Genomic DNA, 22454 nt, shown 5'->3' on the forward strand with positions numbered 1-22454 from the left:
TACGTTGAACTGTAGGGCCGTTGGTTTATCAGTGCATGCTCGGAGCCAGAAAATACTGCCACACCAGGGTCAGCAGCAGGAGGCTGAGCGAAATGGTCAAAAAGCGGCGTACAGCCGCAGGCCCCACGCGAATGGCCAAGCGGCTTCCCATCCAGTTGCCGAGGCAGCAGGCTGCGGCCATTGGCAGGGCCAGGCTCCACACCACCACGCCGTTGACGATGAAAACAACGGCTCCGGCAAAGTTTGAGGCAAGGTTGAGCACCTTGGAGGTGGCGGAGGCTTCCATCAGACCCATGCGCAGAATCCAGTGAAAAGCGAGGATAAGAAAGCTCCCGGTGCCGGGGCCGAAAAATCCGTCATAGCCGCCAATAAGAAGGCATACAAAGGCTACGGGAATCCAGAAGCGGGGGCCGGAGTGCGGCAGGGGCTTCTGTTTGTGTTCTTTCTTGGGCAGCAGGGTTGCGCACATGCCTATGGGCAACAAGGCCACCAGCACCTTGCCAAGAACTGCGGCGTCCAGCAGCAGGGCAAGGCGTGACCCGGCCCACGAACCAACCAGTGAGAAAATAATGCCCGCCAGGGCTACACGCCACAATACCAAGTTGCTGCGGGCAAAGTTGCCAAGCGCAACCGTGGTGCCAAGACAGGCGCTGACCTTGTTGACGCCCAGGGACTGATGCGGCGGTACGCCGGAAAGCAGCAAGGCGGGCATGGTGATAAGCCCGCCGCCGCCAGCGATAGAGTCAATAAATCCACCGCCGAATGCTGCGGCTATGCCAACGGCGTATGTAACCAGACTGAAATCCAACACGTTGCCTACCACTCCTTAAAGATAATCCACGCTGCCAGTACAATGAGCGCAAAACCCACAAGGTGGTTCCAGCGCAAGGGCTCGTGCAGCCAGAAAGCGGAAAAGCCCATGAAAACAGTCAGGGAGATGACTTCCTGAATGGTTTTCAGTTCAGCCGCCGAAAAATAGCCGTAGCCTATCCTGTTGGCGGGCACTTGCAAAACATATTCAAAAAAGGCGATGGCCCAGCTTGTAATGATAACCAGCGGCAGGGCGGTGCTTCTGTAGCGCAGGTGCCCATACCAGGCAAACGTCATGAACAGATTGGAACAAAACAGCAGGCCCACGGTGCTGACGGGAATTGGTATCTGCATGGGAAATCCATTGGACGGTCGCAAGAACAAAAGCCTGGCAGGCCGGAAGAAGTTGAACAGGGCGCCAAATCTCATATCTGCTGCAACATGGCGCGTCAACAGCCTGCAAAGGGCCTCCGGGGCATTGCCGCGCGCCTTGTTTGCCGGGGCAACGCTGAAAGGCTATGGTGCTTGAGCGGCAGATTTTGCGCCGCGCAAGTAATGGAGGAACACTGTATGACGGCACGCTCTCCGCGCGCTAAGGATGCCGAAAACGGAAGCTTCTTGAATACGGGTATGTCATCCGCTTCTGGTGGGCCGCACACCCACGCAACAGTGGAGGCTTCTCCCGACAGGGTGACGTGGGCACTGTTCTGGAAAGCGGCCTTGCTTGTGATAGTTATCTGGGCCGCATCAGCCCTGTGTCTATACTTGTCAGTGGAAGATTTCAGTAAGTCCGGCACCTTTGGTGATTCCTTTGGGGTGCTTAACACACTGTTTTCAGGGCTTGCGTTTGCGGGCATCATTGTTTCCATAAAAATGCAGAACGATGAAATGCGCGAGCAGCGCAAGGAGCTGCAAAAGCAGAAAAAGGCTGCACAGCTCTATCACCGGGAGCGCATGTTTCTGCTGCTTATGGACGAATTTAAAAAATCGCGCGAGCACCGTTTCAGCATAGCGGACGTGCGGATGGTGGTGCGTGAATGTTTGAACGATGTAACCGTCTTAAACGCCCGTAGCGCCGATGCCGGGGCTGCTCTTGTGCGTGAGGTGGAAGGCGTGCTTGCGGGCGTGCATGCGGAAACTCCCCTGTTGCAGGTTTTTGGCCGCAGAGTGTTTCGGCATGAACGCTGCGAGGTGTTCATCAAGACTTTTCGACAGGCGGCTGAGAGCGCCAGAAAGATCGATCCCGCCAACAAGACGGAATACTACGATATTGTTTGCAACAGCATGTCTGATGCGGAGGAGGCCCTGCTGTTCATGTGCGCTGTGGCGCGCGACGGGGCACAGGTTCTCGGTGATCCGCAGGTTATGAAGCTGCGGGAAAGCTACGACGAAATACGAGCCAAGCTCTGAACAGCGGCAACGCCCGCTGCCCATATAGCCACTTGCGGGCGGAATGAGCCGCCCAAACACAAAAACCCCTGACGTACATCAGGGGTTTTTCCGGCGCTCCGTGCCGCCGTGCCCGATCCGGAGAACGGATCAATAGCGGCAGCGGCGCGTGGCTTCCCTCAGGGAATGATTTTCCGGCCCCCGACACCCGCCAGGGGCCGGAAAATCATGTGGGGAGGGGAGTATGTACAGGCTGGCTAGGCAGCCATGGTGTCGAAAAGTTCCTTGGCATTGATGTTGGTGGGGTTGGCGCCCAACACCGCTTCAAGGTGTTGCCGGGCTTCTTCGGCGCGGCCAAGGTAGATCATGCAGCCAGCCAGAGTGACGCGAACGGCCTCGGCTTCCACGCCGGAGCGCAAGGTGTCTTCCAGGTAGGGCAGCGCGTTTTCAACGCAGCCAAGCTGATAAGATTCGCGCACCAGGCAGTTGAGGGCCACAATGTTTTCCCTGGATTTCTTCAGGGCTGCTGCAAAGTAGTCAAAGGCCTGCTGGTGGTCGCCCTTTTCCATGTACACAAGGCCAATGCCGCACAGGGCCTTGTCGGTTTCTTCCACAGAAGCTGCCTTCTGGTACAGAACCAGAGCCTTGTCCAGGTCAGAGCGCTGCACGGCCACGGTGGCCAGTCCCAGGAAGGGGGCCGCGCTCTGGGAGTTGCTGCCTGCGGCCTTGCGGTAGTATTCCTCGGCCTTGTCAAAGTCACCCATGAAAAGGTAGCACTCGCCCAATTCCTTATTGATTTCGTAATCCAGTTGATTGCTCATGGTATCCTCCCCAACTGAGGCTGGTTTGTGGTCGGGCGCTTTATGCGCCACTGACTTGCTTTTTTATATGCACTGAACGTGCCAATGGTAAAAGAGTGCAATAAATACAGTGTGGTGATTTGCCTTTTGAGCAAAATATGCGCCAGGGTGGCGGCTTTGCAGCCCTTAAAGCGCCAAAGCCTTGGCGCTCGGGGGCGCTGCGCAGGCAGGATTTTCCTGGTTGGGCAATTCTTGCCGCTGTGTCTTGCGGGCAGCCAAGGGGAAACAAAAGAAGGCCGAACCATAAACGGTTCGGCCTTTAAGGGTGCGAATTGGTGTGCGGATTACTGTGGGCGTCAGGCGGAGCGAAGGCTCTGAGTACCGCCATGTACGTTGATGTGGTGCAGGATGACGCCGAGCACCCCCTCAATATCAAGATGGGACGTGTCCACAATCAGCGAATCCTGCGCGGGGCGCAGGGGGGCCACGGCGCGGTTGCGGTCTAGGGCGTCGCGCTGGCGGATCTGTTCGGTCAGGGTGGCGAGATCCGCCTTTTGCCCGCTGGATTCAAGGTCGTGCAGGCGGCGCATGGCGCGTACCTCGGGCGCTGCATCCAGAAAAAACTTGAAGCGCGCATCGGGAAAAACCACTGTTCCCATGTCGCGCCCTTCGGCCACTAGCGGGTACTGTTCGCCAATGGCGCGCTGGGTGGCGCGCAGAATTTCGCGCACCACGGGCACGGTGGCTATGCGGGCCGCCAGCATGCCCACGGCCTCGGTGCGTACCTCGCCCCGAACGGCAACACCGTTGCAAAACAGGGTGGACTGCTGCCCAAGACCCGAAAGGGTGAACGTCCACTCCGCGCAGCGGGTGCGCAGTTCTTCTTCCGGCAATGTTTCCGCCCCGGCACCCAGCTTGAGCGCCATGCAGCGGAACATGGCCCCGGTATCAAGGTAGGAAAGGCCAAGCCCTTCGGCCACACGCCGGGCCAGCGTGGTTTTGCCAACACCTGCCGGGCCGTCAAGCGTCACCACAGGAAGCCGCGCACTCATGCCTTTTCCCCTTTATGGGCAATAATATCTGCCATGGCGGAAAGGAAGGCGAGGTTTTCCTGCTGGTTGCCAATGCTGACACGCAGCAGATCCGGCAAACCGTAGCTCTTGAGCGGGCGGATGATGATGCCGCGCGCGAGCAGGGTCTCAAAGCATTCGGCAGCATTGGGCGCGCCCTCGGGCATGCCGAACATCAAAAAGTTCGCTTCGCTCGGCCACACCTTGCAACCCAGAGCGGTTAGGCCCGTAAACAGCTCCTTGCGGCCTCTGCGCACGGCATCCTGGGTGGCGTTGTAAAAGGTGTCATCAGCCAGAGCCGCCAGAGCCGCTTCTTCTGCCAGAATGTTGACAGAGAAGGGCAGGCGCGCGCGCCAGACAAAGTCCGCCAGATGGTCAGGCAAAATACCGTAGCCCACGCGCATGCCCGCAAGCCCGAAGCTTTTGGAAAACGTACGCATGAAGGCCGTGTTATGGGGCATGATGCCGCTTGCCAGCATGGATGCGCCTTTTTCATCTTCGGCAAAGTCCACGTAAGCTTCGTCCACCACCAGCAGACAGTCGGGGGCCTTCTGCGCCAGATCGCGCGCAAGTGCCTCCACGGCAGCGCGTGGGGGGCAAAAGCCCGAGGGATTGTCGGGCGTGGTCACAAAAACAATGCGCGTGTTGGCGTCCACCAGTTCAAGCAGGGCGGCAAAGTTGAAGGAAAAATCTTCCTCAAGGGGTTGCCGTCGGATCTCTACGCCGCAAATACGCCCCTGAATGGGGTAAATGCTGAAACAGGGGTTGAAACACACAATGTTGTGCGCGCCGGGGATCGCCAGAATGCGGATAAGCAGGTCAATGATTTCGTCCGAACCGTTGCCAACAACCACGCGGTGTTCGTCAACGCCGTGGCGCTGGCCCAGCGCCTTTGCCAGTCGCGGATTGCCGCCCTGCGGATACCGAAAGGCCCCGGCCGCGTGGCGTTCCACAGCCTCTCGGGCCAGAGGGGGCATGCCCAGCGGGTTTTCGTTGCTGGCCATCTTGATAACCTGGGGCAGGTTGTACTTATCCTGGATTTCGGCAATGGAAAGGCCGGGAACATAGGCCTTGAGGGCCATAATTTCCTGGCGCACACTGATCTCGGACATGGTTACTCCACCGGTATCGCCCGCAGGGGCGAAGATTCATGGCTGCGCATGGGGCGCAAGGCGTTTTGCGGCGTTTGTCAGTACGTTTCAGCCAGCAAACCATCGCAATGCGACAGCTTGCTGGCTGAAAAAAATGGAAAGCGTGTCTTTCTTTATGGCTCTCGTGCTGGCGCTACTGCGTGCATGCAGGAAGGGCCAGATATGCCTGTTATTCGCCTGCTTCCGTGGGGCGCACGGTCAGTACGGGCATGTCTGCGTTCTTGACCACCTTTTCCGCCACAGAGCCGAAAAGAATGCGGTCAATGCCCTTGCGGCCATGGGTGCCCATAACGATAAGGTCGGCCTTTTCTTCACGGGCGCGGTTGAGGATTTCTTCGGCGGCATAGCCGATGAGCACCTGCCCCTTGGCTTCAACACCCACGAAATTTTCGGCCACAAACGATTCCATGGACTTTTCAGCGCCGGTCACGATTTCGCCGACAAAATTTTCAATGGTGTTGGGCGGTACATGAAAGCCCACATACTGGCTCAGCGAGGGGGCGGTGTATACAACGAGCACGCTCGCATTGAGCCCCTTGGCAAGAAGCACCGCGTATTCGGCAACTTCCTTGCTGTGTTCGGAAAGGTCTACCGCGCAAAGAATCTTCTTGATATTCTTCATGGCAAACTCCTGTTCCCCCAGGTAGGCAGATTGATTAACGGGCTGGCTGAATATGGCCGACCAAGAGGGGGTTGGTTTGGGATCGCAGCCTTTATCCTTTGCCTTCATCTGTAATAAATGGTAGTTTTTTTCGGCACAATAGACAAGACATTTCGCCTAACGCCGCCAAGGGGCAGGGAAATTTTTTCCCCGTAGCTTCTGTCAGCCTGTGAAAAATCAGCCTGTTATGGAAGTGAGCCTTTGTGGCAGGATTTTTGCATTTTTTCTGCAACGGCAGTACGCCAACCCTGGAGGCGACATGAAAGTTACCAACGATCAACTTGAGGCGCTGTTACGCCAGCAGAGCCAGACCCCGGGCACAACCCGAGCGCAGACAACGCAGGGTGGCTTTGAGGCGGCATTGAGCGAACAGATGGGCCTTGAAAATGCCGTTGCATCTTCTGCGTTTCCCACAGCGGCGGCGGGGCAGGCTTCGCAGGCATCCATGATCAGTCAGATGCTGCTTGGCTCCACCCAATCAGAATCGGTAGATGTGGACGAAGACGTTATCCAGAGCGCCTTTTCGCAGGCTTCCGGCACACTGGACATGTGGGATTCGTACGTTAACGCCCTGGGCTCTTCGGGCCAGAATGGTTCCTTGCGCGAAGCCTATTCCCTGTTGCAGGGGATAGACGGGCAGGTTTCCGCCCTCAAGAACAGCACGGCCTCTGTACGCGGCCAAAATGCTGGGCTTGATTCTCTGGTTAACGAGCTTGACGTGATGACAACGACAGAAAAAATCAAGTTCAACAGGGGCGACTATACCGCATAGTTGTCCGGACAGAAAAACCGCCGTGAAATCAGGGTTTCACGGCGGTTTTTGTTTGTGATCAGCCGTCTGCTCCCAGGAGCGGGCGGTTTTTTTGCGCATGGCGGTCAGTGTGGCATATGGTGCTGTGTAAATGCTCAAGCCTCCGGAATCATGCGGTTCCGGAGGCTTGCTTTATGGAGGCGCGTTGCCCTTAAACGGGCTGCGCGTTGTGCTGCTGCGAGGTTACTTGTTGCCGGTAGCGCCGGACTGCACGGCGTTGTCTGTGGCGCCAGTCGCGCCCATGCCAGCCATGCCGGGGCAGTTGCCGGGGTTCATCATGCCGTTACCCATCATGCCATGCCCCATGCCATGCCCCATGCCGTGCCCGCCCATGCGGTGTCCCATGCCCCGGCCCATGCCGTGGCCAGCCATGAAGGGAATGCCCTTGTCAGACATCTGCTTGAGCATTTCGGCCTTGGCGCTGTAAAGCTTAGCGTCGATTTCGCGCAGATCCTTCTGGGCGGCTTTGACGCGGGCGTCGTCGGGCTTGGCGCCAGCGGCGGCAAGGTTGTTCAGTTCAGCCATCTTGGAAAAATGCTGTTGCATGGTGGGCTGTGTTTTTTCAACAAAGCTCTGGTGAATCTGCTGCATGGTTTCCATCTGCTCGCTGGACAATCCCATGCCAGGGCCCATGCCGTAACCCATGCCGGGGCCCATGCCCATGCCTGTGCCGGGGCCCATGCCTGCGGGGCCCTGTCCGTCGCCGTTCCGGGCGGAGGCAACGCCCGAAAGGCCGAGGAAGATGGCAAGGGTAAGGGCCGCGCCGCTGGTAACGATCTTGGAGGTCTTCATTGTAGTATTTCCTTTTGTTTTGATGGTAGTTGCGTGTTGGTTAGGTGATTATTTGCGCAGGCTGACGGAAAGCTTATCGCCCGTAGCCATGCCCGTGGCCGTGGGGGCCGTGCGAGCCGGATTGACCGTTGCCGCACCAGGAGGAACTGACCTGGGTACCCTCCGTGCTGGTGGCAGAGGCGTTTACCGCAAAGGCCAGCACCAGGGCCAGAGAAGCAAAAATCAGAGTAAGTTTGATAGAGTTCATGAATATGCTCCTTTAGTTCGGCCTGCAGAGGGCAAGGCCGTTCAGATGCTTTTTTTCAGTTTTTCGTATTCCTCAAGAGTGATTTCTCCAGAGGCCAACCGCCTTTTAAGAATCGCCATGGAATCTGTATAATCCATGTTTCTTCTCTGCGACGGGAATATTCTGCTGATAAAAGCGACCGCAAGGGAAATAATCAGTATCATGAATATGAGGTGCGTCATGCCATTTCCCCATCCCATTACGCTTCCTATATCGCAGCCATACATATCCGTATCCTCAATGTGACGTTGCGCCGTCAGTTTGTTATTTGTCTTCTGATTGGTGCTGCGCATTTCAGCGCCGTTTGATGCTGTATAGGCAAAGGCCGTGCCAAGATGAGTGGAACATTGTAACTATATAAATTTATTGTATTAAATTGAATTGATAAGTCCCCAGCGTTCTCTGTCTGGATTGATGTTGTCCATTTTTTACTCAGTTGGCTGGCCAGCTATCCAATTTTTACCGGGGGGCTTGCGGGGTGAGTAAAAAATACATACTTATGATACTGCGCCGTTGAGGAAACACTCATGATCCGTTTTCGCCCATCTCTCTCCCAGCGCTTGTCGCGCATGGGCCTTTCACCCTGGATGCTGCTTGGGGCGGCCCTTATTCTCGGCCTGACACTGGTGGGGCTTTCCGTGCGCAGCAACCAGCGCGAGCGGGCCTTTATGGTGCACAACCTTACGGACAGGGCCGAGGCGCTCATCTGGGCGCTTGAAGCCGGAACCCGTACGGGCCTGCGCCTCAGTCCCGGCACAGTGCTTGGCCTGCGCCCGCTGCTCAGCGAAACGGCCCGCCAACCCGGCATTCTCTATATGGCTGTTACCGATGTGAGCGGGGCCATACTTGCCCAGAGCGGCGACAGCTCGCCGATTCCCGGCGTGCCGGATGACGCCGCTCCGGAATTTTCTCCCACTCCCATGATGGTGCAGCCTCAGGATATCCCCCCCCTTGCAGATGTTTCAGACCGGCCCATGTGGCGGGTGCGCAATGTGGATGGAAAAGAAGTTTTTGAGGTTTTTCGAGTATTTGCGCCCCTGAGTCGTTCACATGGGCAACAGCACATGGGTGGGCAACAGCATATGGGCGGCGGGCACGGCTCCCACGGCATGGGCATGATGGGCCGCATGCTGGGGCGTTCCCCTGATATTGACGGGCCTGACCCCAATGATGTGTTTGACAATCCGCCTCCTCCCCCTCCCGCACGAGGAGGGTTTGGTGGTCGTCCCGGTCCTGAGGCCCCCCGGCAGGTGGTGGGCGTGGCTCTGGTGGGCTTTGACGCGCGCCCCTTTGAGGATGCTCTGGCGCAGGACGCGCGCAACAACCTGCTCTCTGCCGCGCTTGCGGCCGCATTGGGGTTGGCTGGTTTTGTGTCCCTGTTCTGGATGCACAACAACCGTCGCTGGCGGCGTATTGTGCGCGATCAGCAAGTCATGGCCGCAGAAGTTGTGGCAAACCTCCCCCTCGGGCTTGTGATCAGTGATCCGAACGGGCGTATTGCCATGATCAACGACACGGCTCTGTCCATGTTCGGCAAGCAGCGCGCAGAAATATTTCCTTCTGGCACGGAGGCTTCTCAGGGTGGTGCAGACAAGCCCGGCAGATATGCACGGGCACGGCGGCTGCGCAGTTTGCCCGGTCTGGAGTGGGAAGCCCTGGCGACCAGGTTGGCTGGAGGGGCGCGCATTTTGGAGCAGGAAACAACGCTCGCCGTGCCGGGAATCAAGCCGTTGACCATCAGCCTTGGCGGCGCGGCCATGCGCAACGAGGACGGCGCTTTTTTGGGCAACGTATTTGTGTTGCGCGACATTACCGAAATGAAACGCCTTCAGGCTGACGCCCAGCGCAATGACCGGCTGGCGGCCCTTGGGCATCTGGCTGCTGGTGTGGCGCATGAAATTCGCAATCCCCTGAGCACCATCAAGGGCGTGGCCCTGTATATCGCCAAGCGTATGCCCCTGGGCGGGCGCGAGGAAGAAGCCGCCCAACGCATGATTGACGAAGTGGAGCGACTGGACCGCGTGGTTTCCGAATTGCTTGAATTTGCGCGTCCAGGTTCGTTTGAAACAGTACAGGCTGATCTTGGCGAAGTTATCGGGCGGGCGCTGCGGCTTGCCGAGGCTGACCTTAAGGCCAAGAACATTACCGTGGCCTTTGAAATGGAGCAGGGTTTTCCGCTGGTGCGCATCAGCACGGAGCGACTCACCCAGGCCCTGCTGAATCTTTTTCTCAACGCAGTTCAGGCCATGGATCACGGCGGTACCCTGCGCGTGAATACGCGCGCGCTGCCCGAGGGCATGTTCAGCATCACTGTGGCCGACACGGGGCCGGGCATTCCGGCAGAGATTCAGGCTTCCATTTTTACGCCCTATTTTACCACAAAATCGTCGGGAACCGGCCTCGGGCTTGCCATTGTCTATCAGATTGCGGAGGGGCACGGCGGGCGCGTCAGCGTTGGCAACGCGCCGGGGCATGGGGCGGAATTTACGCTCACACTGCCTGTAAACGGCAAGGGTTAGGCCATTCCGCACCGTTGCGTTCTGCCAGTGGCACAGACGAAACCGCACACCGATCAGTTCAAGGATAGTGTTATGACTGCAAATCCCGCCATGCAACTGCTGGTGGTGGATGACGACCACAATCACCGCGAAATGCTGCGCGCCCTGCTTGAAGAGTGGGGCTACGCGCCCACCGGGGCCTCCAGCGGCGAGGAAGCCCTGGAATTGTGCCGTGAGCGCCCTTTTGACCTCATTCTCATGGACGTGCGCATGGGGGGCATGAGCGGCATAGAAGCCACGCGAGCCGTCAAGGCATACAATCCCGCCATTCCCATTTTGATCATGACGGCCTACTCGGACGTCTCCAGCGCCGTGGAAGCGCTTAAGGCCGGGGCTTACGACTATCTCACCAAACCCCTGGCCTTTGACGCTCTCAAGCTTGCCCTTGAGCGTGCGCTGGATCATGCCAGCCTTCGGCATGAGGTGCGGACTCTGCGCCACGAACTGGCGGCAGGTCTGGACGCCCGCAACGTCATAGGGCAGAGCCAGGCCATGCGGCAGGTGCTGGATCTTGTTTCGGCCATTGCGCCCTCGGAGGCTACAGTGCTTGTGACTGGCGAATCCGGCACCGGCAAGGAAGTTGTGGCCAAGCTTATCCACGCCAACAGCAATCGCCGCTCTGGCCCTTATGTGGCCGTGAACTGCGCGGCCCTGACGGAAACCTTGCTTGAATCGGAGCTTTTCGGCCACGAAAAAGGCGCGTTCACCGGGGCGGAAAAACGCCGCGAGGGGCGGTTTCTGGCAGCGGACAAAGGCACGATCTTTCTGGACGAGATTGGCGAAATTCCGCTTTCCATGCAGGTAAAGCTGCTGCGCGTCATTCAGGAACGCGAGTTGCAGCGCGTGGGCGGCGATCAGACCGTGCGCGTGGATGTGCGCATTCTGGCGGCCACCAACAAGGACCTGGCGCGCGAGGTGGAAGAAGGGCGTTTTCGTCAGGATCTGTATTACCGGCTTAACGTGGTGGCCTTGCAGTTGCCGCCTTTGCGCGAGCGCGGTGAGGATATTCCTCTGCTTGCCATGCATTTTATGAAACTTTTTGCCGAGCGCAATGGCAAGACCGTCAAGGGATTTACGCCTGGGGCCATGGATCGCCTGCTGAAGCACAACTGGCCCGGCAATGTGCGCGAGCTGGAAAATGCCGTGGAGCGGGCTGTGGTGCTGCTGGTGGGCGAGTATATCAGTGAGCGCGAGCTGCCGCCCACCATTGGCGGGCAGGAGGCGGAGGTTTCGGCGGCGTCGCGGCTGGATTTTGCCAATATGACGCTTGAGGAGATTGAGCGCATGGCGGTTATGGATACCTTGGCGCAGGTTGGCGGCAACAAGAGCGAGGCTGCGCGGCGTTTGGGGATTAATCGCAAGACGTTGCTGTCAAAGCTTGGGGACGGAAAGTAGCGCCGCAACGGTGACGAGTTGGGCGGCGGGGTGAGCCTGTCGAGCGCATTTACGCAAACCCGACTTTTGCACCCTGAATGCGTCAGCGCCGGGATTTTGATGCTCACGTACTTGAGTACGCTGCGCTCAAAATCCCGGCGCTTCCTTTTCAGTCCGCAAAAAGCGTATTTTGCAAATTCACTCAACACCAGCCATCGCCTGCGCTTTGCTCCGGCGAGTATAAGGAAGGCGACTTCACGACCAGCTTTTGATGGTGAGCAGATTTTTTTGACTCGTAATTTATCCGTCTGGTCATGCTGAATGGTAATTGGCAACGCCGTTTGTGAAGTGAACCTGTTGGCCATATTGGTGTTGCGATTTGGTTTTCTTCAAGTCCGTGATGTCAAATGTTTCGAAGAAGCTGAAAGGGTATAAAGGCATCCCCTGAGCCAGCAATAATATCAATGGTAGTTAACTGAAACATATTATTGATCGAAGCGGAAGCGTACTCTGGCATTTACGCGGCGCGGAGGGAGATCACCTGAGCGAGCGCAGAGAGTGAGGGAAGCTCCCGCAGCAAAGACGCGTCGCCCTCGCCACGCAAAGGTATTTGAAAACTTTAGGGGGTGTTCCGGGGGGAGTGCAGAGGGGGCCAAGGAGGGGCGCAGCCCCTAACAGGCCCCCTTTGCCCCACGCCGGGGAGGCGAAATCGCGCGCCGCGCAGGCGTCCCAAACTCAGCCGGAGGGCGGAATCCAGTGCCCGCAGGGCAGTAAAAAGAATTATCTCCATGCAGTCCCGCCTTGCCGCGCGCCGCGCAGGCATAAACGCAAAAGTCCCCGGTCACGCTTCACCGTAACCGGGGACTCTCAATTTTCAGCAAGCTAACGCTTCCGCGTCTCGCTGGAAAGACTGTCCACATACAACCAGAACAGCGTCCCCAGTTGCAGAGGCTTGGGCTGTCCGTCAGGCCCCTTGAGGGGATCGCCGGGAATGCTTGCCATACAGCACCACCAACCGGGCTGGTTTAATACAAAGGAGAATTCCCCCTTGTTGTTGGTGCGGGCAGCGATATCCTCATGCCATGAAGTCGGCACGGGGCGTTTTTCGGTATTTATGCGCGCCATGCGTACAGAAGCGGCGGCAAGGGGTTTGCCGTCCATGAGCACCACGCCGGAAAACATGGCAGGCGCAGTAAGGCCAAAAGGCCGGGAAAGCGGTACGATTTCAAAACGCTGGCCCACGGGCAGGTTCCAGCCGCGCTCAACGCCATACACAGGCAGTGTTGTTTTGACGTAATGCTGTAAGAAGCGTCCGTGCGCAGCATCCCACCAGGGACGACCCTCAATGATGAACTGGTAGAGTCCTGGTTTGGCCAGGGCGACGTTGGCCCCCCATGCTTTCTGGTTCAGGTAGCGGATTTCTTCCATGTCGCCCAGCAGATCGCGCCGTTCGGGCAGCGCCACACCGTCTTTTACAGGTGTGGTGCTGTCGTAACGCAGCACCGCAAACATTTGCGGCATGTCCATGACCAACCCTTCGTACTGGAAGGGGCGCATCATGGTGATAAGCACGTCTACTTCTTCATCTATCTGCGGCTCAGCGGGCGCTTGTGCAGGGGCAGCGGCCTGCTCCTGCTTGGCCGGGGAGTCTGCCGGGGCGGCCTCGCCATTGGGCGCTGGTTTGGCTTCGGAAGCCGACTTGCCTTCGGCAGTGGGCGTAGCGGGGGCCTGTTCCGGCTGCTTGCCGGCGGCATCAGCGGGTTGTTCTGCCTTGCCGGATGCCGTTTTGGCGTCCTGCTGGCGTTTTTCGTCTTTTTTATCCTCGCGCTTGGCGGGGGCGTCCTGCTTTGGTCGGGGGGCAGGTGCTTCAATACTGGGCTGGCTGGGCACCAGCAGCGTCACCTGGGCCTGCGCGGATGGCGCAAAAAAAAGGAAGGACAAAATAGCCCAACACGCGGCGACAACTGCACTTTTATATTCAAATAACCCCAGATGACAGGAACGGTGTGCGCTGGGCATGAAATCTCCTGTGCGCCCAAGCCTGCGAAATGCAGAGGGATCGGCTCTGTTTCCGCACGTAGAGGGCGGGCGCTAGTGTATGTGACCTGTGTATAGCCCAAGAGCATGGGCTTGTCATGTGCTGTGTACACACTTATCCCGAATAGCTTGGCATCTCCGAAATTTCGGAGGCAGTGTTGAGCGGCGTTCTGGCCGCAAAGACTGCATCCACCCGCGCGGCTCCACCTGCGAGCAGGGCCCTGGCCGCTGCGTTCATGGTGCTGCCAGTGGTCATAACGTCATCCACAATCCACACATGCAGCCCCTTGACTTCGGAGGAGGCGGCAAAGCTGTGGCACACATTGCTGCGCCGGTCTTTTGCCCCCAGGTGCGCCTGCTCCTGACCGGGCACAGGGCGGGAAAGCAGCCTTGACGACACAGGCAGGCCTGACAGGCCCTGCAGTGCCCGCGCCAGTTCGTGGGCCTGATTGTACCCCCGGCGGCGCAGATGGGCGGGATGTTGTGGTACTGCCACAATGACATCCGGCCGGGGCAGGCAGTTCACGGATTCAAGCAGAAAATTTCCCAGCAGGGGGGCAAGGTACAGATGCCCGTCAAATTTGAGTCGCAGCAGGGTGTGCCGCAGGGCCCCCTGATAGATGCCGTAGAAAGCCGCGCCGCTCCACGGCGGGGGATTTTGAAGGCATGCGCCGCAGATGCTGTTGCCAGCCTGCGGATCAGAAGGAGGAATTCCGCAACGCGGGCATCTGGGCCCGGCGTAAGGGGCGAGCAGGTCGCTGCATTGAGGGCAAAGGAGGGATTCCGGCGCTGGCGCGGCACTGGGATGGGCCGCAAACGCAGGGGAAAAGGGACGCAGACAGTGCAAACAGCGGTCTTGGTTCAGCCCCAGTGCGTTTTGCATGCGGTCCAGGACAGAACCCAGCCAGCCGCGACGTGCAGGTGCGTGCGGCTGATGGTTATGCGCCATGGGGTGAGGAAAGGGGTACAAAAGGCGCGGTCTATGGTTTGTCCGCAGCATCGGGCAGGGGCGGGGTCAGCTCGTAGCTGGCATTTTCTGTGGCGAGCCTGTGGCCCCAGTCGTGCCCCCAGGCATGCAGGGCGGCCATTACTGCGGGGCGTTCGTGCAGATCCTTGATTGATTCAAGTCCGCGAAGCAGTCGGGTTTCCCGAACGGCGGCCCCAAGGGGGGACAGAAAGTATTTGAGGGAAAGCAGAGAACCTGAAAACAGCAGATTGCCGCGCCGCCGCCCTGCGGTCATGGCCACAAGCACGGGCTTTGCGCGGGAAAGCGGCAGGGGAACGCGGTCTTCGCCGCCCTGCAGCATCCAGAACCGCTGGGTTCTGTCGATAAGCGCCTTGAAGTGCGCGGGAAGAAAATAGAAATAAATGGGAGAAGAAATCATGACCAGATGTGCTTCGTTGATCATCTGGAAAACTTCCTCGGCCTGATCCATCTGGGCGCAGGCATCATTCTGGCCGGGCAGGGGGCGGTTGGCCAGTACGCATTTGTGCGGCGGCCTGGAGCAGCCGCCGCAGCCTGTACAGGGCGAAAATGAGTAATCGCGCAAGGCTACAGTGCGCGTTTCAATTCCGGCTTCGGCCATACCCTTTGTAAAAAGGGTCGCCACCGAATCAGAAACGCCTCCCACATGAGGACTGCACTGGAGCACAAGCACGTTGTTCATAGCTGAAATTCACCGCAAAAAGGGTTGCTCTTTTTTTCATCGCCAATGGTGGTGGAGGGCCCGTGCCCAGGGTACACAACGGTGTCTTCCGGCAGTTTAAAAAGCACTTCCGTCACCGAGCGGAGCAGGCCGTTGTGGTCGCCGCCTGGAAAGTCCGTGCGGCCAATGGAGCGGTAAAAGAGCGCGTCGCCCGTAAAAACAAGCTGTTCAGTAGGGAAAAACAGCGAAACGCCGCCCGGGGTGTGCCCAGGGGTGGCAAACACTTCGCATTCCATACTGCCGAATGAGGTCTTGCCTAGAGCTATGGGCTGAGACTCATAAGGCGTCACAGTGGGAAAGCCCCACAGGCCGCCCTGTGCGGATTCCGTCCCCTCCAGACAGTCATCATCGGCGCTGATGTAAACAGGCGCTCCCGTGGCCTTCTGCAAATCCGCCACACCGTAAACGTGGTCAAAGTGCCGATGGGTGATGCAGATGGCAGCCAGTTTCAGACCGTGCGTAGCAAGATACTCCAGCATGGGTTCCGGATCGCCGCCCACGTCCACCGCAACTGCCTGAGTGCCGCTGTGGATAAGGTAGCTGTTGGTCTGCAAAGGGCCGAGGGGAAACGTGGCAACTGGCATAAAAGTTCCTTTGGCTTGTCGATATCAGGCGCGCAATATTTTGCTGCGCGCTAAATTACCGACTTTGGATACACTATCTTGGATGGTGTTCACAGGCAAGCGCCTGGCACGATAACAAGGCGGTAGCGGAAAAATTTTGCCCGCCACGTCGTTCAATTCCTTTAAAATTAGCCGCACAATGGGGCAAAATCAAGTTGCAGGCATGGCTTGGGCTCGGCGGGCAGCTTCGGATATGGAACTGGAATGGCAAGGGCTTTCGTTGCTGCGCAGGCAGACGGGACCCCCAGTCTTGAAATTTTCTAGACAAGCGGCCTTTGCCACACTACAATTTAGAGATGCAAAAAAACTGCCCGCAGCTCGAACTCGCGCGTGAAGACCTCATGGAAATGGAAGGCCTGTTGTGTGAACAATTGTCTTCATTCCTGTCCTTTTCAGGGCACGCCCTGTATTTTCCCACCAGCCGCGCGCCCGAAGATCCGCAGCTGCTGTCGCGGGAGCGGAGGTTGTTGTTGCCCTTGCGGCGCGACGACCATCTGCTTGGCGTTGCCATGCTGCACGGCGTCAAGGCGCGCGAGGCCCGGCCACTTTTGCCATTTCTGCCTGCCATAACGGCCCTGTGCCTGGAAAATCTTGCCAGAGCCAAGGCCATGCGCACGGATTCCGTTACCGGGCTTGCCACAGAAGAGGCCCTGTTTGCGCATATGGAAAATGCCGCAGAGCGTTTGCGGGCCTATCTGGAAGAGCCGGGCGCGGAAGAAAGCGGCCCAGCACCTCTGCACTGGCTGTGCATGGGGATTGTGCTGCTGCGCCTTGCCAACGGGGATTCTGTGGTGCGGCGCGGCGGGCATGCTTTTGCAGAAAAATATCTCAAGGCTCTGGCAGACGCCTGCCGCGAGGCCCTGCCATCGGATGTTCTGGCAGCGCGCGTGGGCCGCTGGGAGATTGCCTTGCTCTTTCCCGCCAGCGGGAGAGGAGCCTGTCACAAGCTGGCCCGCGCAGCCCTGACCCGCATGGAAGCGGTACGCATGCCCTATCCGCTGCTGAAAAAGCCCGTACGCCCGCGTCTGTGCGCCGGGCATGCTCTGTACCCGCAAGATATGCGTGGTACAGAAATGCACCTTGAAATGCACGATCAGGCCCGCCTGTGCATGGACCGCGCCCGCCTTGCCGCTGATGTGGCCGGGCAGGAGGCCGACGGCGCGCAGGCTGTGGAAAGTCGCATCATGCCCTTTGCGCGCATACTGCAAGAAGGCGGTATGGTGCTGGAATCACTGCCGCTGGGCCGTGTGCGGCTGAGCCTTGGGCGTCAGGCCAAGGCTCGCGAGGGCATGCGCTTTGCCCTGTGGGGACAGGCGGAAAGCGGTTCGCCCCATTACAAGGGCGAACTGGTGGTGCTGCATACACGGGATACGGATTCCGTTGCCGAGGCCCTGCATCTGATTGACGTTACCTGCCGCCCCGAGGTGGGGGACAGGCTCACCTTGCTGGGTGAAACGCCCGTTCTGAGCCCGGATCTGGACGAACAGGACTTTTCCGGCGCGCGCCCTGCCATTCCGGATGCGGCGGTGGCGGCACAGGAGCTGAACCAGAGGGCAGAATCCGCCGAAGATGGCAAACATGCCGCTGCTGCATGTGGTGCTTCCGCGTCTGCCGTACCACCGCCAGCAGAATGTGCTGGCGGTTTGTGCGGTCACGGTGATTTTTTGAACCGTTTTGCCGTGGAGGCGGAGCGGCGCAACCGCTTTACGCTTTGCCTGCTGCGTCTGGAACCGGGCAATTCTGATGTGGGCGATGCCGCACACTCGGATGCCGTTCCGCTGGACGGCATGCACGATGCTGCAAATCGGCAGGGTATTATTGAAACCGCCCTCAGCCTGTGGCGCGATGCCCTTGGCAAAGCGCAGACCCTGCCGCAGCCGATGGCTGGACGCTACGGCAGCAACAGCCTGATATTTTTCCATCCGGATGTGGAAGCACAAGCCCTTGTGTCACTGTACGAGGGCGTGTGCGGCAAACTGAACAGCCGTGACATTTCGGCTTCTGTGGGCCTTGCGGGCTATCCCTTCCTTCAGTTCCGCAGAGGAGAAATGCCCGACTGCGCCCTGAAAGCTCTGGAGTACGCCCTGCTGCTGCCAGACCCCAAGGTGGGGGTGTGCAATTCGCTTGCGCTCAATATCAGCGCAGACAGGCGTTACAGTCTCGGCGATGTTTTTGGCGCAGTGGAAGAATACAAGCTTGCGTTGCTGGCTGACGAGGCCAATGCCATGGCCTGGAATTCCCTTGGCGTGTGCATGGCGGCCCTTGGGCGGCAGCATGAAGCTCTGCGGCATTTTATGGAAGCCCTGCGGCACGGGCCGGATAAGGCCCTTGCCGAACAGATTTACTACAATCTGGGCACGGTCTGCCAGGGGCTTGGAGAAAAGCGCGCCGCCGCCAGATATTATCGGCAGTGCGTCAAGGTTTCGCCAGAGCACCAGTTTGCTCACATCCGTCTTGGGCAACTGTGCGAACAGGGCGGCAGAAGGGCAGAGGCCCGGCGTTTTTACGAAATAGCCGCCGCCCTCGAGGATGCGCGCCCCGGCGCGCCCAGCCTTGCCCGCAGGCACCTTGCGCGTGTGGCTGTGCGCCAGCGCAAGGGCGGCGAGGCCCGCGAACTGCTGCACGAGGCGCTGGTGCGCAATCCGCAGGATGCGGCCTCCATGCTGCTGCTGGCGAATATCTATCTGGACAGCAATGAAGACCCGGCCATGGCGGAACTGCTGGCCCGCAAAAGCGCCGGCCTGCACGACAAGCCCGAAGCATGGGAAACTCTTGCCCGAGCCCTGCGCAAACTTGGGCGGGAAGAAGAAGCCCGCGTGGCCGAAGCCAAGGCCGTGCTTTCCTAGCTTTGCAGAGGCGGGTTGCAGCGGGATGTGCTGCGGGGAACCAGCACTCTATATTTTTTGTTTCAGATAGTTGCATGCAGTCTTCTGGCGGGTCGCGCCTGTCCGGCAGAGCCTGCTTCATAGATTATTGAACCGCCCCCGTGGGCGGTTTTTTCATGCCCGAAGCCCAGTGCCCCAAACGCAAGCAAGGCCCCCTGTCGCCAGAGGGCCTTGCTGTTGTGTCATTTGGGCAAAGCTTGAAGCTACACGTCAAAGAGCATTTCCAGATCTTCACGCGTGAGCGACTTCCAGGTGTCCTGACCGGGAATGATGGCTTCCGCCACGCCGCGCTTGGCTTCCTGCAATTTGAGAATCTTCTCTTCCACCGTGTTCTGGCAGATGAGCTTGTAGGAGAAGACCTGACGGGTCTGACCGATACGGTGGGTACGGTCTGTGGCCTGACTTTCCACTGCGGGGTTCCACCACGGGTCGTAGTGGATAACGTAGTCGGCGGAGGTCAGGTTGAGGCCCGTGCCGCCAGCCTTGAGCGAGATCAGGAAGATCGGAATCTCAGGCGTGTTGTTGAACTTGTCTACCTGATCGAAACGGTCTTTGCTCGCGCCGTCGAGGTAGCAGAAGGGAATCTGCGAAAATTCCAGCCACTGCTTGATGATCTGGAGCATCTGCACAAACTGCGAGAAGACGAGCACCTTGTGGCCGCCTTCCACAATTTCCATGACCATGTCCTTGAAGGCGTCGAACTTGCCCGAAGGCAGGTTGTTGGAGAAGCCGGGCATGTCGAGCTTGAGCAGGCGCGGGTGGCAGCAGATCTGGCGCAGCTTGAGCAATGCATCGAGAATGGACATCTGGCTCTTTGCAAGGCCTTTTTGGTCCACGTCGGCCAGCACTTGGGCGCGCAGCTTGCGGGCCAAGGCTGCGTACAATTCGGCCTGCGCTTCTTCCAGCGCGCAACAGGTGACGCTTTCCACCTTGGGCGGCAGATCCTTGGCCACTTCGGCCTTGGTACGGCGCAGAATGAAGGGGCGTACTCGGGTGCGCAGATAGTCCAGCGTTTCAGCGTCGCCGTCCTTGATGGGCTTGACGATGCCCCGCTGGAAGGCGTGCTGCGAACCCAGAAAGCCCGGCATGAGGAACTCGAACAGCGACCACAGCTCGAAAAGGTTGTTTTCGATGGGCGTGCCCGAGAGGCACAGGCGCATGCGGGCGTTGATACGGCGCACGGCGCGGGCTGTGATGGTGTTGGGGTTCTTGATGTTCTGGGCTTCGTCAAGAATAACGGTGTTGAACTCGTATTTTTCCATCTCCTCCAGATCGCGCCGGAGCAGCGCGTAGGTGGTGATGATGAGATCCGAGCTGGAAATATGCTTGAACATGCCCTCGCGACGGGTGCCATAGATGGTCAGCCGTTTGAGGCCGGGAACGAATTTTTCCGCTTCGCGCTCCCAGTTGGGCAGCACCGAGGTGGGCACCACAATAAGGTTTGGCCCGTCATGGTGCACGTCAATCATGTGCTGGATAAAGGCCAGGGTCTGCACGGTTTTACCAAGGCCCATTTCGTCGGCAAGAATACCGCCAAACCCGTATTCCGAAAGGAAGTTGAGGTACGAAAGCCCCTGCACCTGATAGCTGCGCAGGTTGGCGTTGAGCGCCTTGGGCGGCGTGATGGGCCGCACCTCGCGGAACGAGCGGATTTTTTCGCGCAGGTTGTTCCAGAAGGAGTCCGTGGCTGCACCGGGCAGGTCTTCCAGCAGGCTGTCGAGCACAGGGGCTTCAAACTGCTTGAATTTCTGCTGCGGGGGCTTTGAAGGGTCGAGCCCCAGGGCCGTGAGCTTGTGGGAGAGCTTTTCAAGCCACGCTTCGGGCAGGCTGGTATAGGAGCCGTCTTTCAACTGCACATAGCGCTTGCCTCGGGTCCAGGCCTTCCAGATTTTTTCCAGGGGCAGGCTCTGGCCTTCGTATTCCACGTTGATGTCCAGCGAGAACCATTTTTCCTTTTCGTTGCTGACCACCTGCGCCGTGATGTTGGAAGAAGCCGTGCGCACCTTGTAGCGCGAGAGGGCCTTTTCGCCGTAGACGCGGTAGTTTTCAATCAGCTTGGGGTACGAGTCGAGCAAAAAGGCAATGGATTCTTCCGGCTCAAGGAACCACAGTTTGCTTGAGCGGGCCTGAAAGTCCATACCGCTCAGTTCATTCATCAACTGGGCTTCTTCGTCCTGATGGCGGCGCACCAGATAGGTTTGCCCTTCATAGGTGTAGCTGCCGGTCTGGAAGTCGGGGTTGGGCCCGTTGAGCGTAAATTCGCCGTGGCGCGTTTCATAGACGTTATCGATTTCCAGCGTCAGCAGGCTGCCTTCTTCGTCGAGGAAAAGCTTGGGATTATAGGTGGCAGGCTGGAATACCGGCTCCATGAGCTTGAGGAACTGCTGCGGTTCGTAGAGTTCCGAGGCTGGCAGGCGCGTCCACACGCGGTCAAGAAATTCGGAAATTTCTTCATGCGGCACGACCGGGCGTTCGTAAATAAGGTTGCGCACCAGCGAAGGATAGAGGCCCGTCTGCACCGGATAGAAATTGTGCTGGTAGCAGACCCACAGGGGCATTTGCCCGTGAAAGGTGATGGGCGCGTCTTCCGGCGCGGTGCTTTCGGTCGGGTTGCGGTCGCTGGGATTGCTGCGCCCCGCGCGGATGGGCAGCGGGGGGCGGCCCTCGCGCTTGAGCAGCACTTCAAAGCGAAAGCCCGAATCGTCCAAAATGGGCTTGAGCTTGAGCGCAAAAGGCGTGCTCTCGATGCGGCAGGGTTTATCCGTGTCTTTCCACAGCAGATAATATTCTTTGCGTACAGACCAGAAAAACCACGAGGTCAGCCCCTGCGGGATTTCAACCCGGTGCCCGTAATAGTCGAGGTGCTGGCCGATCTGGCGGGCCACATGCGGCAACTGGGGCGAAAATTCGCACCAGTCGGGGTTCTGGATGATTTGATCCAGAGTTACCTCGTTGTGCACGCTGGAGAGACCGGATTTGTTCTGCCGCCCACGGAAAAAGGAAACCAGCAAACGTCCCTGTTCCGGTTCAAAGCGGAATATGAGATAGTGGCGGCCTGGTTCCGGCTCCATGTCGGTAGAAAAAAAGTTGCGGAAGCTCTGCTTCCAGTCGGTGCTGGGAGGCGGGGTTTCTTCCGGGTCGCCCTGTTCCTTGCGCAGTTCTTCCACAAGGCGCAAAGCAAGTGCTGCCACATGGCGGCAGATGCCTGAGAATGCATCAGAGCAGTTGCACTGGTGGCGGGTGCTGCGGTCCGTAATGGTGAGGCTCAGGCTCGGCGTGAAGACCTGCAGGTCTTCGCCCTGGATGACGCCTTGGACGTCCCAGGTTTCGCCCTCCTGGATATTTATTTTTTGCACCTCACCTTCGGACAGGATATAGTAGGCGGCGTCGCGGATGTATTCCGGCACACTATCATGCAGGAAAGTCTGGCACATTTCGCGAACGACGCTCTGTTCAGATCGACTCATGGGGTCCCCAAAAATACTCCGTTGAAATTTCTGG

General features: G+C 58.6%; 19 protein-coding genes. 5 read left to right on the top strand and 14 right to left on the bottom strand.

Going from position 1 to position 22454, the window contains the following annotated elements:
- Positions 1 to 28 precede the first annotated feature (28 nt).
- Positions 29 to 811 carry a sulfite exporter TauE/SafE family protein gene (locus ACUZ79_RS05300; protein WP_240823934.1) on the bottom strand — a complete coding sequence of 261 codons (783 nt, stop codon included), beginning with the start codon at positions 809 to 811 and terminating at the stop codon, positions 29 to 31.
- 5 nt (positions 812 to 816) lie between these two features.
- Entirely contained in the window at positions 817 to 1164 is a 348-nt protein-coding gene (locus ACUZ79_RS05305; protein WP_022658003.1) for a DMT family protein, read from the bottom strand.
- A 216-nt stretch (positions 1165 to 1380) separates the two neighbouring features.
- On the opposite strand from ACUZ79_RS05305, the gene ACUZ79_RS05310 reads away from it, so the two are divergent.
- Positions 1381 to 2220, top strand: coding sequence for a hypothetical protein (locus ACUZ79_RS05310; protein WP_449250917.1), 840 nt, complete (start codon positions 1381 to 1383; stop codon positions 2218 to 2220).
- A gap of 236 nt (positions 2221 to 2456) precedes the next feature.
- Here ACUZ79_RS05310 and ACUZ79_RS05315 read toward each other — a convergent pair whose 3' ends face one another.
- From ACUZ79_RS05315 to ACUZ79_RS05330, 4 genes are all read right to left on the bottom strand, one after another.
- Entirely contained in the window at positions 2457 to 3020 is a 564-nt protein-coding gene (locus ACUZ79_RS05315; protein WP_240823936.1) for a tetratricopeptide repeat protein, read from the bottom strand.
- A gap of 335 nt (positions 3021 to 3355) precedes the next feature.
- Positions 3356 to 4051: a (d)CMP kinase gene (gene cmk / locus ACUZ79_RS05320; protein ID WP_291445707.1), complete on the bottom strand. Its 696-nt coding sequence runs from the start codon at positions 4049 to 4051 to the stop codon at positions 3356 to 3358.
- Positions 4048 to 5181, bottom strand: coding sequence for a histidinol-phosphate transaminase (hisC, locus tag ACUZ79_RS05325; protein ID WP_449250918.1), 1134 nt, complete (start codon positions 5179 to 5181; stop codon positions 4048 to 4050). Before hisC ends, cmk begins: the two co-directional genes overlap by 4 nt.
- Before the next feature lie 208 nt (positions 5182 to 5389).
- On the bottom strand, positions 5390 to 5842 hold the full coding sequence (locus ACUZ79_RS05330; RefSeq protein WP_240823939.1) for a universal stress protein: 453 nt from the start codon (positions 5840 to 5842) through the stop codon (positions 5390 to 5392).
- A 298-nt stretch (positions 5843 to 6140) separates the two neighbouring features.
- Between ACUZ79_RS05330 and ACUZ79_RS05335 the strand changes: the two genes are divergently transcribed.
- A complete protein-coding gene (locus ACUZ79_RS05335) occupies positions 6141 to 6653 on the top strand; it encodes a hypothetical protein (RefSeq protein ID WP_240823940.1) in 513 nt (170 codons plus the stop codon).
- Positions 6654 to 6875: 222 nt separating this feature from the next.
- Here ACUZ79_RS05335 and ACUZ79_RS05340 read toward each other — a convergent pair whose 3' ends face one another.
- The 3 genes from ACUZ79_RS05340 to ACUZ79_RS05350 all read right to left on the bottom strand — a co-directional run bounded on the left by ACUZ79_RS05340 (position 6876) and on the right by ACUZ79_RS05350 (position 8063).
- Positions 6876 to 7484 (bottom strand): periplasmic heavy metal sensor, encoded by a 609-nt coding sequence (locus tag ACUZ79_RS05340; protein ID WP_449250919.1) that lies wholly within the window; start codon positions 7482 to 7484, stop codon positions 6876 to 6878.
- A 73-nt stretch (positions 7485 to 7557) separates the two neighbouring features.
- Positions 7558 to 7731 (bottom strand): hypothetical protein, encoded by a 174-nt coding sequence (locus ACUZ79_RS05345; RefSeq protein ID WP_449250920.1) that lies wholly within the window; start codon positions 7729 to 7731, stop codon positions 7558 to 7560.
- Positions 7732 to 7772: 41 nt separating this feature from the next.
- On the bottom strand, positions 7773 to 8063 hold the full coding sequence (locus ACUZ79_RS05350) for an SHOCT domain-containing protein (protein WP_240823943.1): 291 nt from the start codon (positions 8061 to 8063) through the stop codon (positions 7773 to 7775).
- A 234-nt stretch (positions 8064 to 8297) separates the two neighbouring features.
- Between ACUZ79_RS05350 and ACUZ79_RS05355 the strand changes: the two genes are divergently transcribed.
- A complete protein-coding gene (locus ACUZ79_RS05355) occupies positions 8298 to 10289 on the top strand; it encodes a two-component system sensor histidine kinase NtrB (protein WP_449250921.1) in 1992 nt (663 codons plus the stop codon).
- 72 nt (positions 10290 to 10361) lie between these two features.
- Positions 10362 to 11723 carry a sigma-54-dependent transcriptional regulator gene (locus ACUZ79_RS05360; protein WP_449250922.1) on the top strand — a complete coding sequence of 454 codons (1362 nt, stop codon included), beginning with the start codon at positions 10362 to 10364 and terminating at the stop codon, positions 11721 to 11723.
- An 861-nt stretch (positions 11724 to 12584) separates the two neighbouring features.
- On the opposite strand, the gene ACUZ79_RS05365 is transcribed toward ACUZ79_RS05360, so the two are convergent.
- The 4 genes from ACUZ79_RS05365 to ACUZ79_RS05380 all read right to left on the bottom strand — a co-directional run bounded on the left by ACUZ79_RS05365 (position 12585) and on the right by ACUZ79_RS05380 (position 16029).
- Entirely contained in the window at positions 12585 to 13604 is a 1020-nt protein-coding gene (locus ACUZ79_RS05365; RefSeq protein ID WP_449250923.1) for a DUF4198 domain-containing protein, read from the bottom strand.
- A 250-nt stretch (positions 13605 to 13854) separates the two neighbouring features.
- Positions 13855 to 14622, bottom strand: coding sequence for a ComF family protein (locus ACUZ79_RS05370; RefSeq protein ID WP_449250924.1), 768 nt, complete (start codon positions 14620 to 14622; stop codon positions 13855 to 13857).
- Between the two features lie 97 nt (positions 14623 to 14719).
- Complete coding sequence (locus ACUZ79_RS05375) at positions 14720 to 15406, bottom strand: flavodoxin family protein (protein WP_240823948.1); 687 nt, start codon at positions 15404 to 15406, stop codon at positions 14720 to 14722.
- On the bottom strand, positions 15403 to 16029 hold the full coding sequence (locus tag ACUZ79_RS05380) for an MBL fold metallo-hydrolase (protein WP_449250925.1): 627 nt from the start codon (positions 16027 to 16029) through the stop codon (positions 15403 to 15405). The genes ACUZ79_RS05375 and ACUZ79_RS05380 overlap by 4 nt, the downstream gene beginning before the upstream one ends.
- A gap of 335 nt (positions 16030 to 16364) precedes the next feature.
- Between ACUZ79_RS05380 and ACUZ79_RS05385 the strand changes: the two genes are divergently transcribed.
- Positions 16365 to 18914, top strand: coding sequence for a tetratricopeptide repeat protein (locus ACUZ79_RS05385; RefSeq protein WP_449250926.1), 2550 nt, complete (start codon positions 16365 to 16367; stop codon positions 18912 to 18914).
- A 242-nt stretch (positions 18915 to 19156) separates the two neighbouring features.
- Here ACUZ79_RS05385 and ACUZ79_RS05390 read toward each other — a convergent pair whose 3' ends face one another.
- Positions 19157 to 22420, bottom strand: a complete 3264-nt coding sequence (locus ACUZ79_RS05390; protein WP_449250927.1) for an SNF2-related protein — start codon at positions 22418 to 22420, stop codon at positions 19157 to 19159.
- Positions 22421 to 22454 lie beyond the last annotated feature (34 nt).

The organism is Desulfovibrio faecalis, assembly GCF_053570625.1.

What these genes read in the sequence shown, in the direction of transcription:
- ACUZ79_RS05305 (WP_022658003.1), bottom strand. Translation starts at nt 1,164, where the DNA reads ATGCAGATACCAATTCCCGTCAGCACCGTGGGCCTGCTGTTTTGTTCC.
- ACUZ79_RS05310 (WP_449250917.1), top strand. Translation starts at nt 1,381, where the DNA reads ATGACGGCACGCTCTCCGCGCGCTAAGGATGCCGAAAACGGAAGCTTC.
- ACUZ79_RS05315 (WP_240823936.1), bottom strand. Translation starts at nt 3,020, where the DNA reads ATGAGCAATCAACTGGATTACGAAATCAATAAGGAATTGGGCGAGTGC.
- cmk (WP_291445707.1), bottom strand. Translation starts at nt 4,051, where the DNA reads ATGAGTGCGCGGCTTCCTGTGGTGACGCTTGACGGCCCGGCAGGTGTT.
- hisC (WP_449250918.1), bottom strand. Translation starts at nt 5,181, where the DNA reads ATGTCCGAGATCAGTGTGCGCCAGGAAATTATGGCCCTCAAGGCCTAT.
- ACUZ79_RS05330 (WP_240823939.1), bottom strand. Translation starts at nt 5,842, where the DNA reads ATGAAGAATATCAAGAAGATTCTTTGCGCGGTAGACCTTTCCGAACAC.
- ACUZ79_RS05335 (WP_240823940.1), top strand. Translation starts at nt 6,141, where the DNA reads ATGAAAGTTACCAACGATCAACTTGAGGCGCTGTTACGCCAGCAGAGC.
- ACUZ79_RS05340 (WP_449250919.1), bottom strand. Translation starts at nt 7,484, where the DNA reads ATGAAGACCTCCAAGATCGTTACCAGCGGCGCGGCCCTTACCCTTGCC.
- ACUZ79_RS05345 (WP_449250920.1), bottom strand. Translation starts at nt 7,731, where the DNA reads ATGAACTCTATCAAACTTACTCTGATTTTTGCTTCTCTGGCCCTGGTG.
- ACUZ79_RS05350 (WP_240823943.1), bottom strand. Translation starts at nt 8,063, where the DNA reads ATGCGCAGCACCAATCAGAAGACAAATAACAAACTGACGGCGCAACGT.
- ACUZ79_RS05355 (WP_449250921.1), top strand. Translation starts at nt 8,298, where the DNA reads ATGATCCGTTTTCGCCCATCTCTCTCCCAGCGCTTGTCGCGCATGGGC.
- ACUZ79_RS05360 (WP_449250922.1), top strand. Translation starts at nt 10,362, where the DNA reads ATGACTGCAAATCCCGCCATGCAACTGCTGGTGGTGGATGACGACCAC.
- ACUZ79_RS05370 (WP_449250924.1), bottom strand. Translation starts at nt 14,622, where the DNA reads ATGCAAAACGCACTGGGGCTGAACCAAGACCGCTGTTTGCACTGTCTG.
- ACUZ79_RS05375 (WP_240823948.1), bottom strand. Translation starts at nt 15,406, where the DNA reads ATGAACAACGTGCTTGTGCTCCAGTGCAGTCCTCATGTGGGAGGCGTT.
- ACUZ79_RS05380 (WP_449250925.1), bottom strand. Translation starts at nt 16,029, where the DNA reads ATGCCAGTTGCCACGTTTCCCCTCGGCCCTTTGCAGACCAACAGCTAC.
- ACUZ79_RS05385 (WP_449250926.1), top strand. Translation starts at nt 16,365, where the DNA reads ATGCAAAAAAACTGCCCGCAGCTCGAACTCGCGCGTGAAGACCTCATG.
- ACUZ79_RS05390 (WP_449250927.1), bottom strand. Translation starts at nt 22,420, where the DNA reads ATGAGTCGATCTGAACAGAGCGTCGTTCGCGAAATGTGCCAGACTTTC.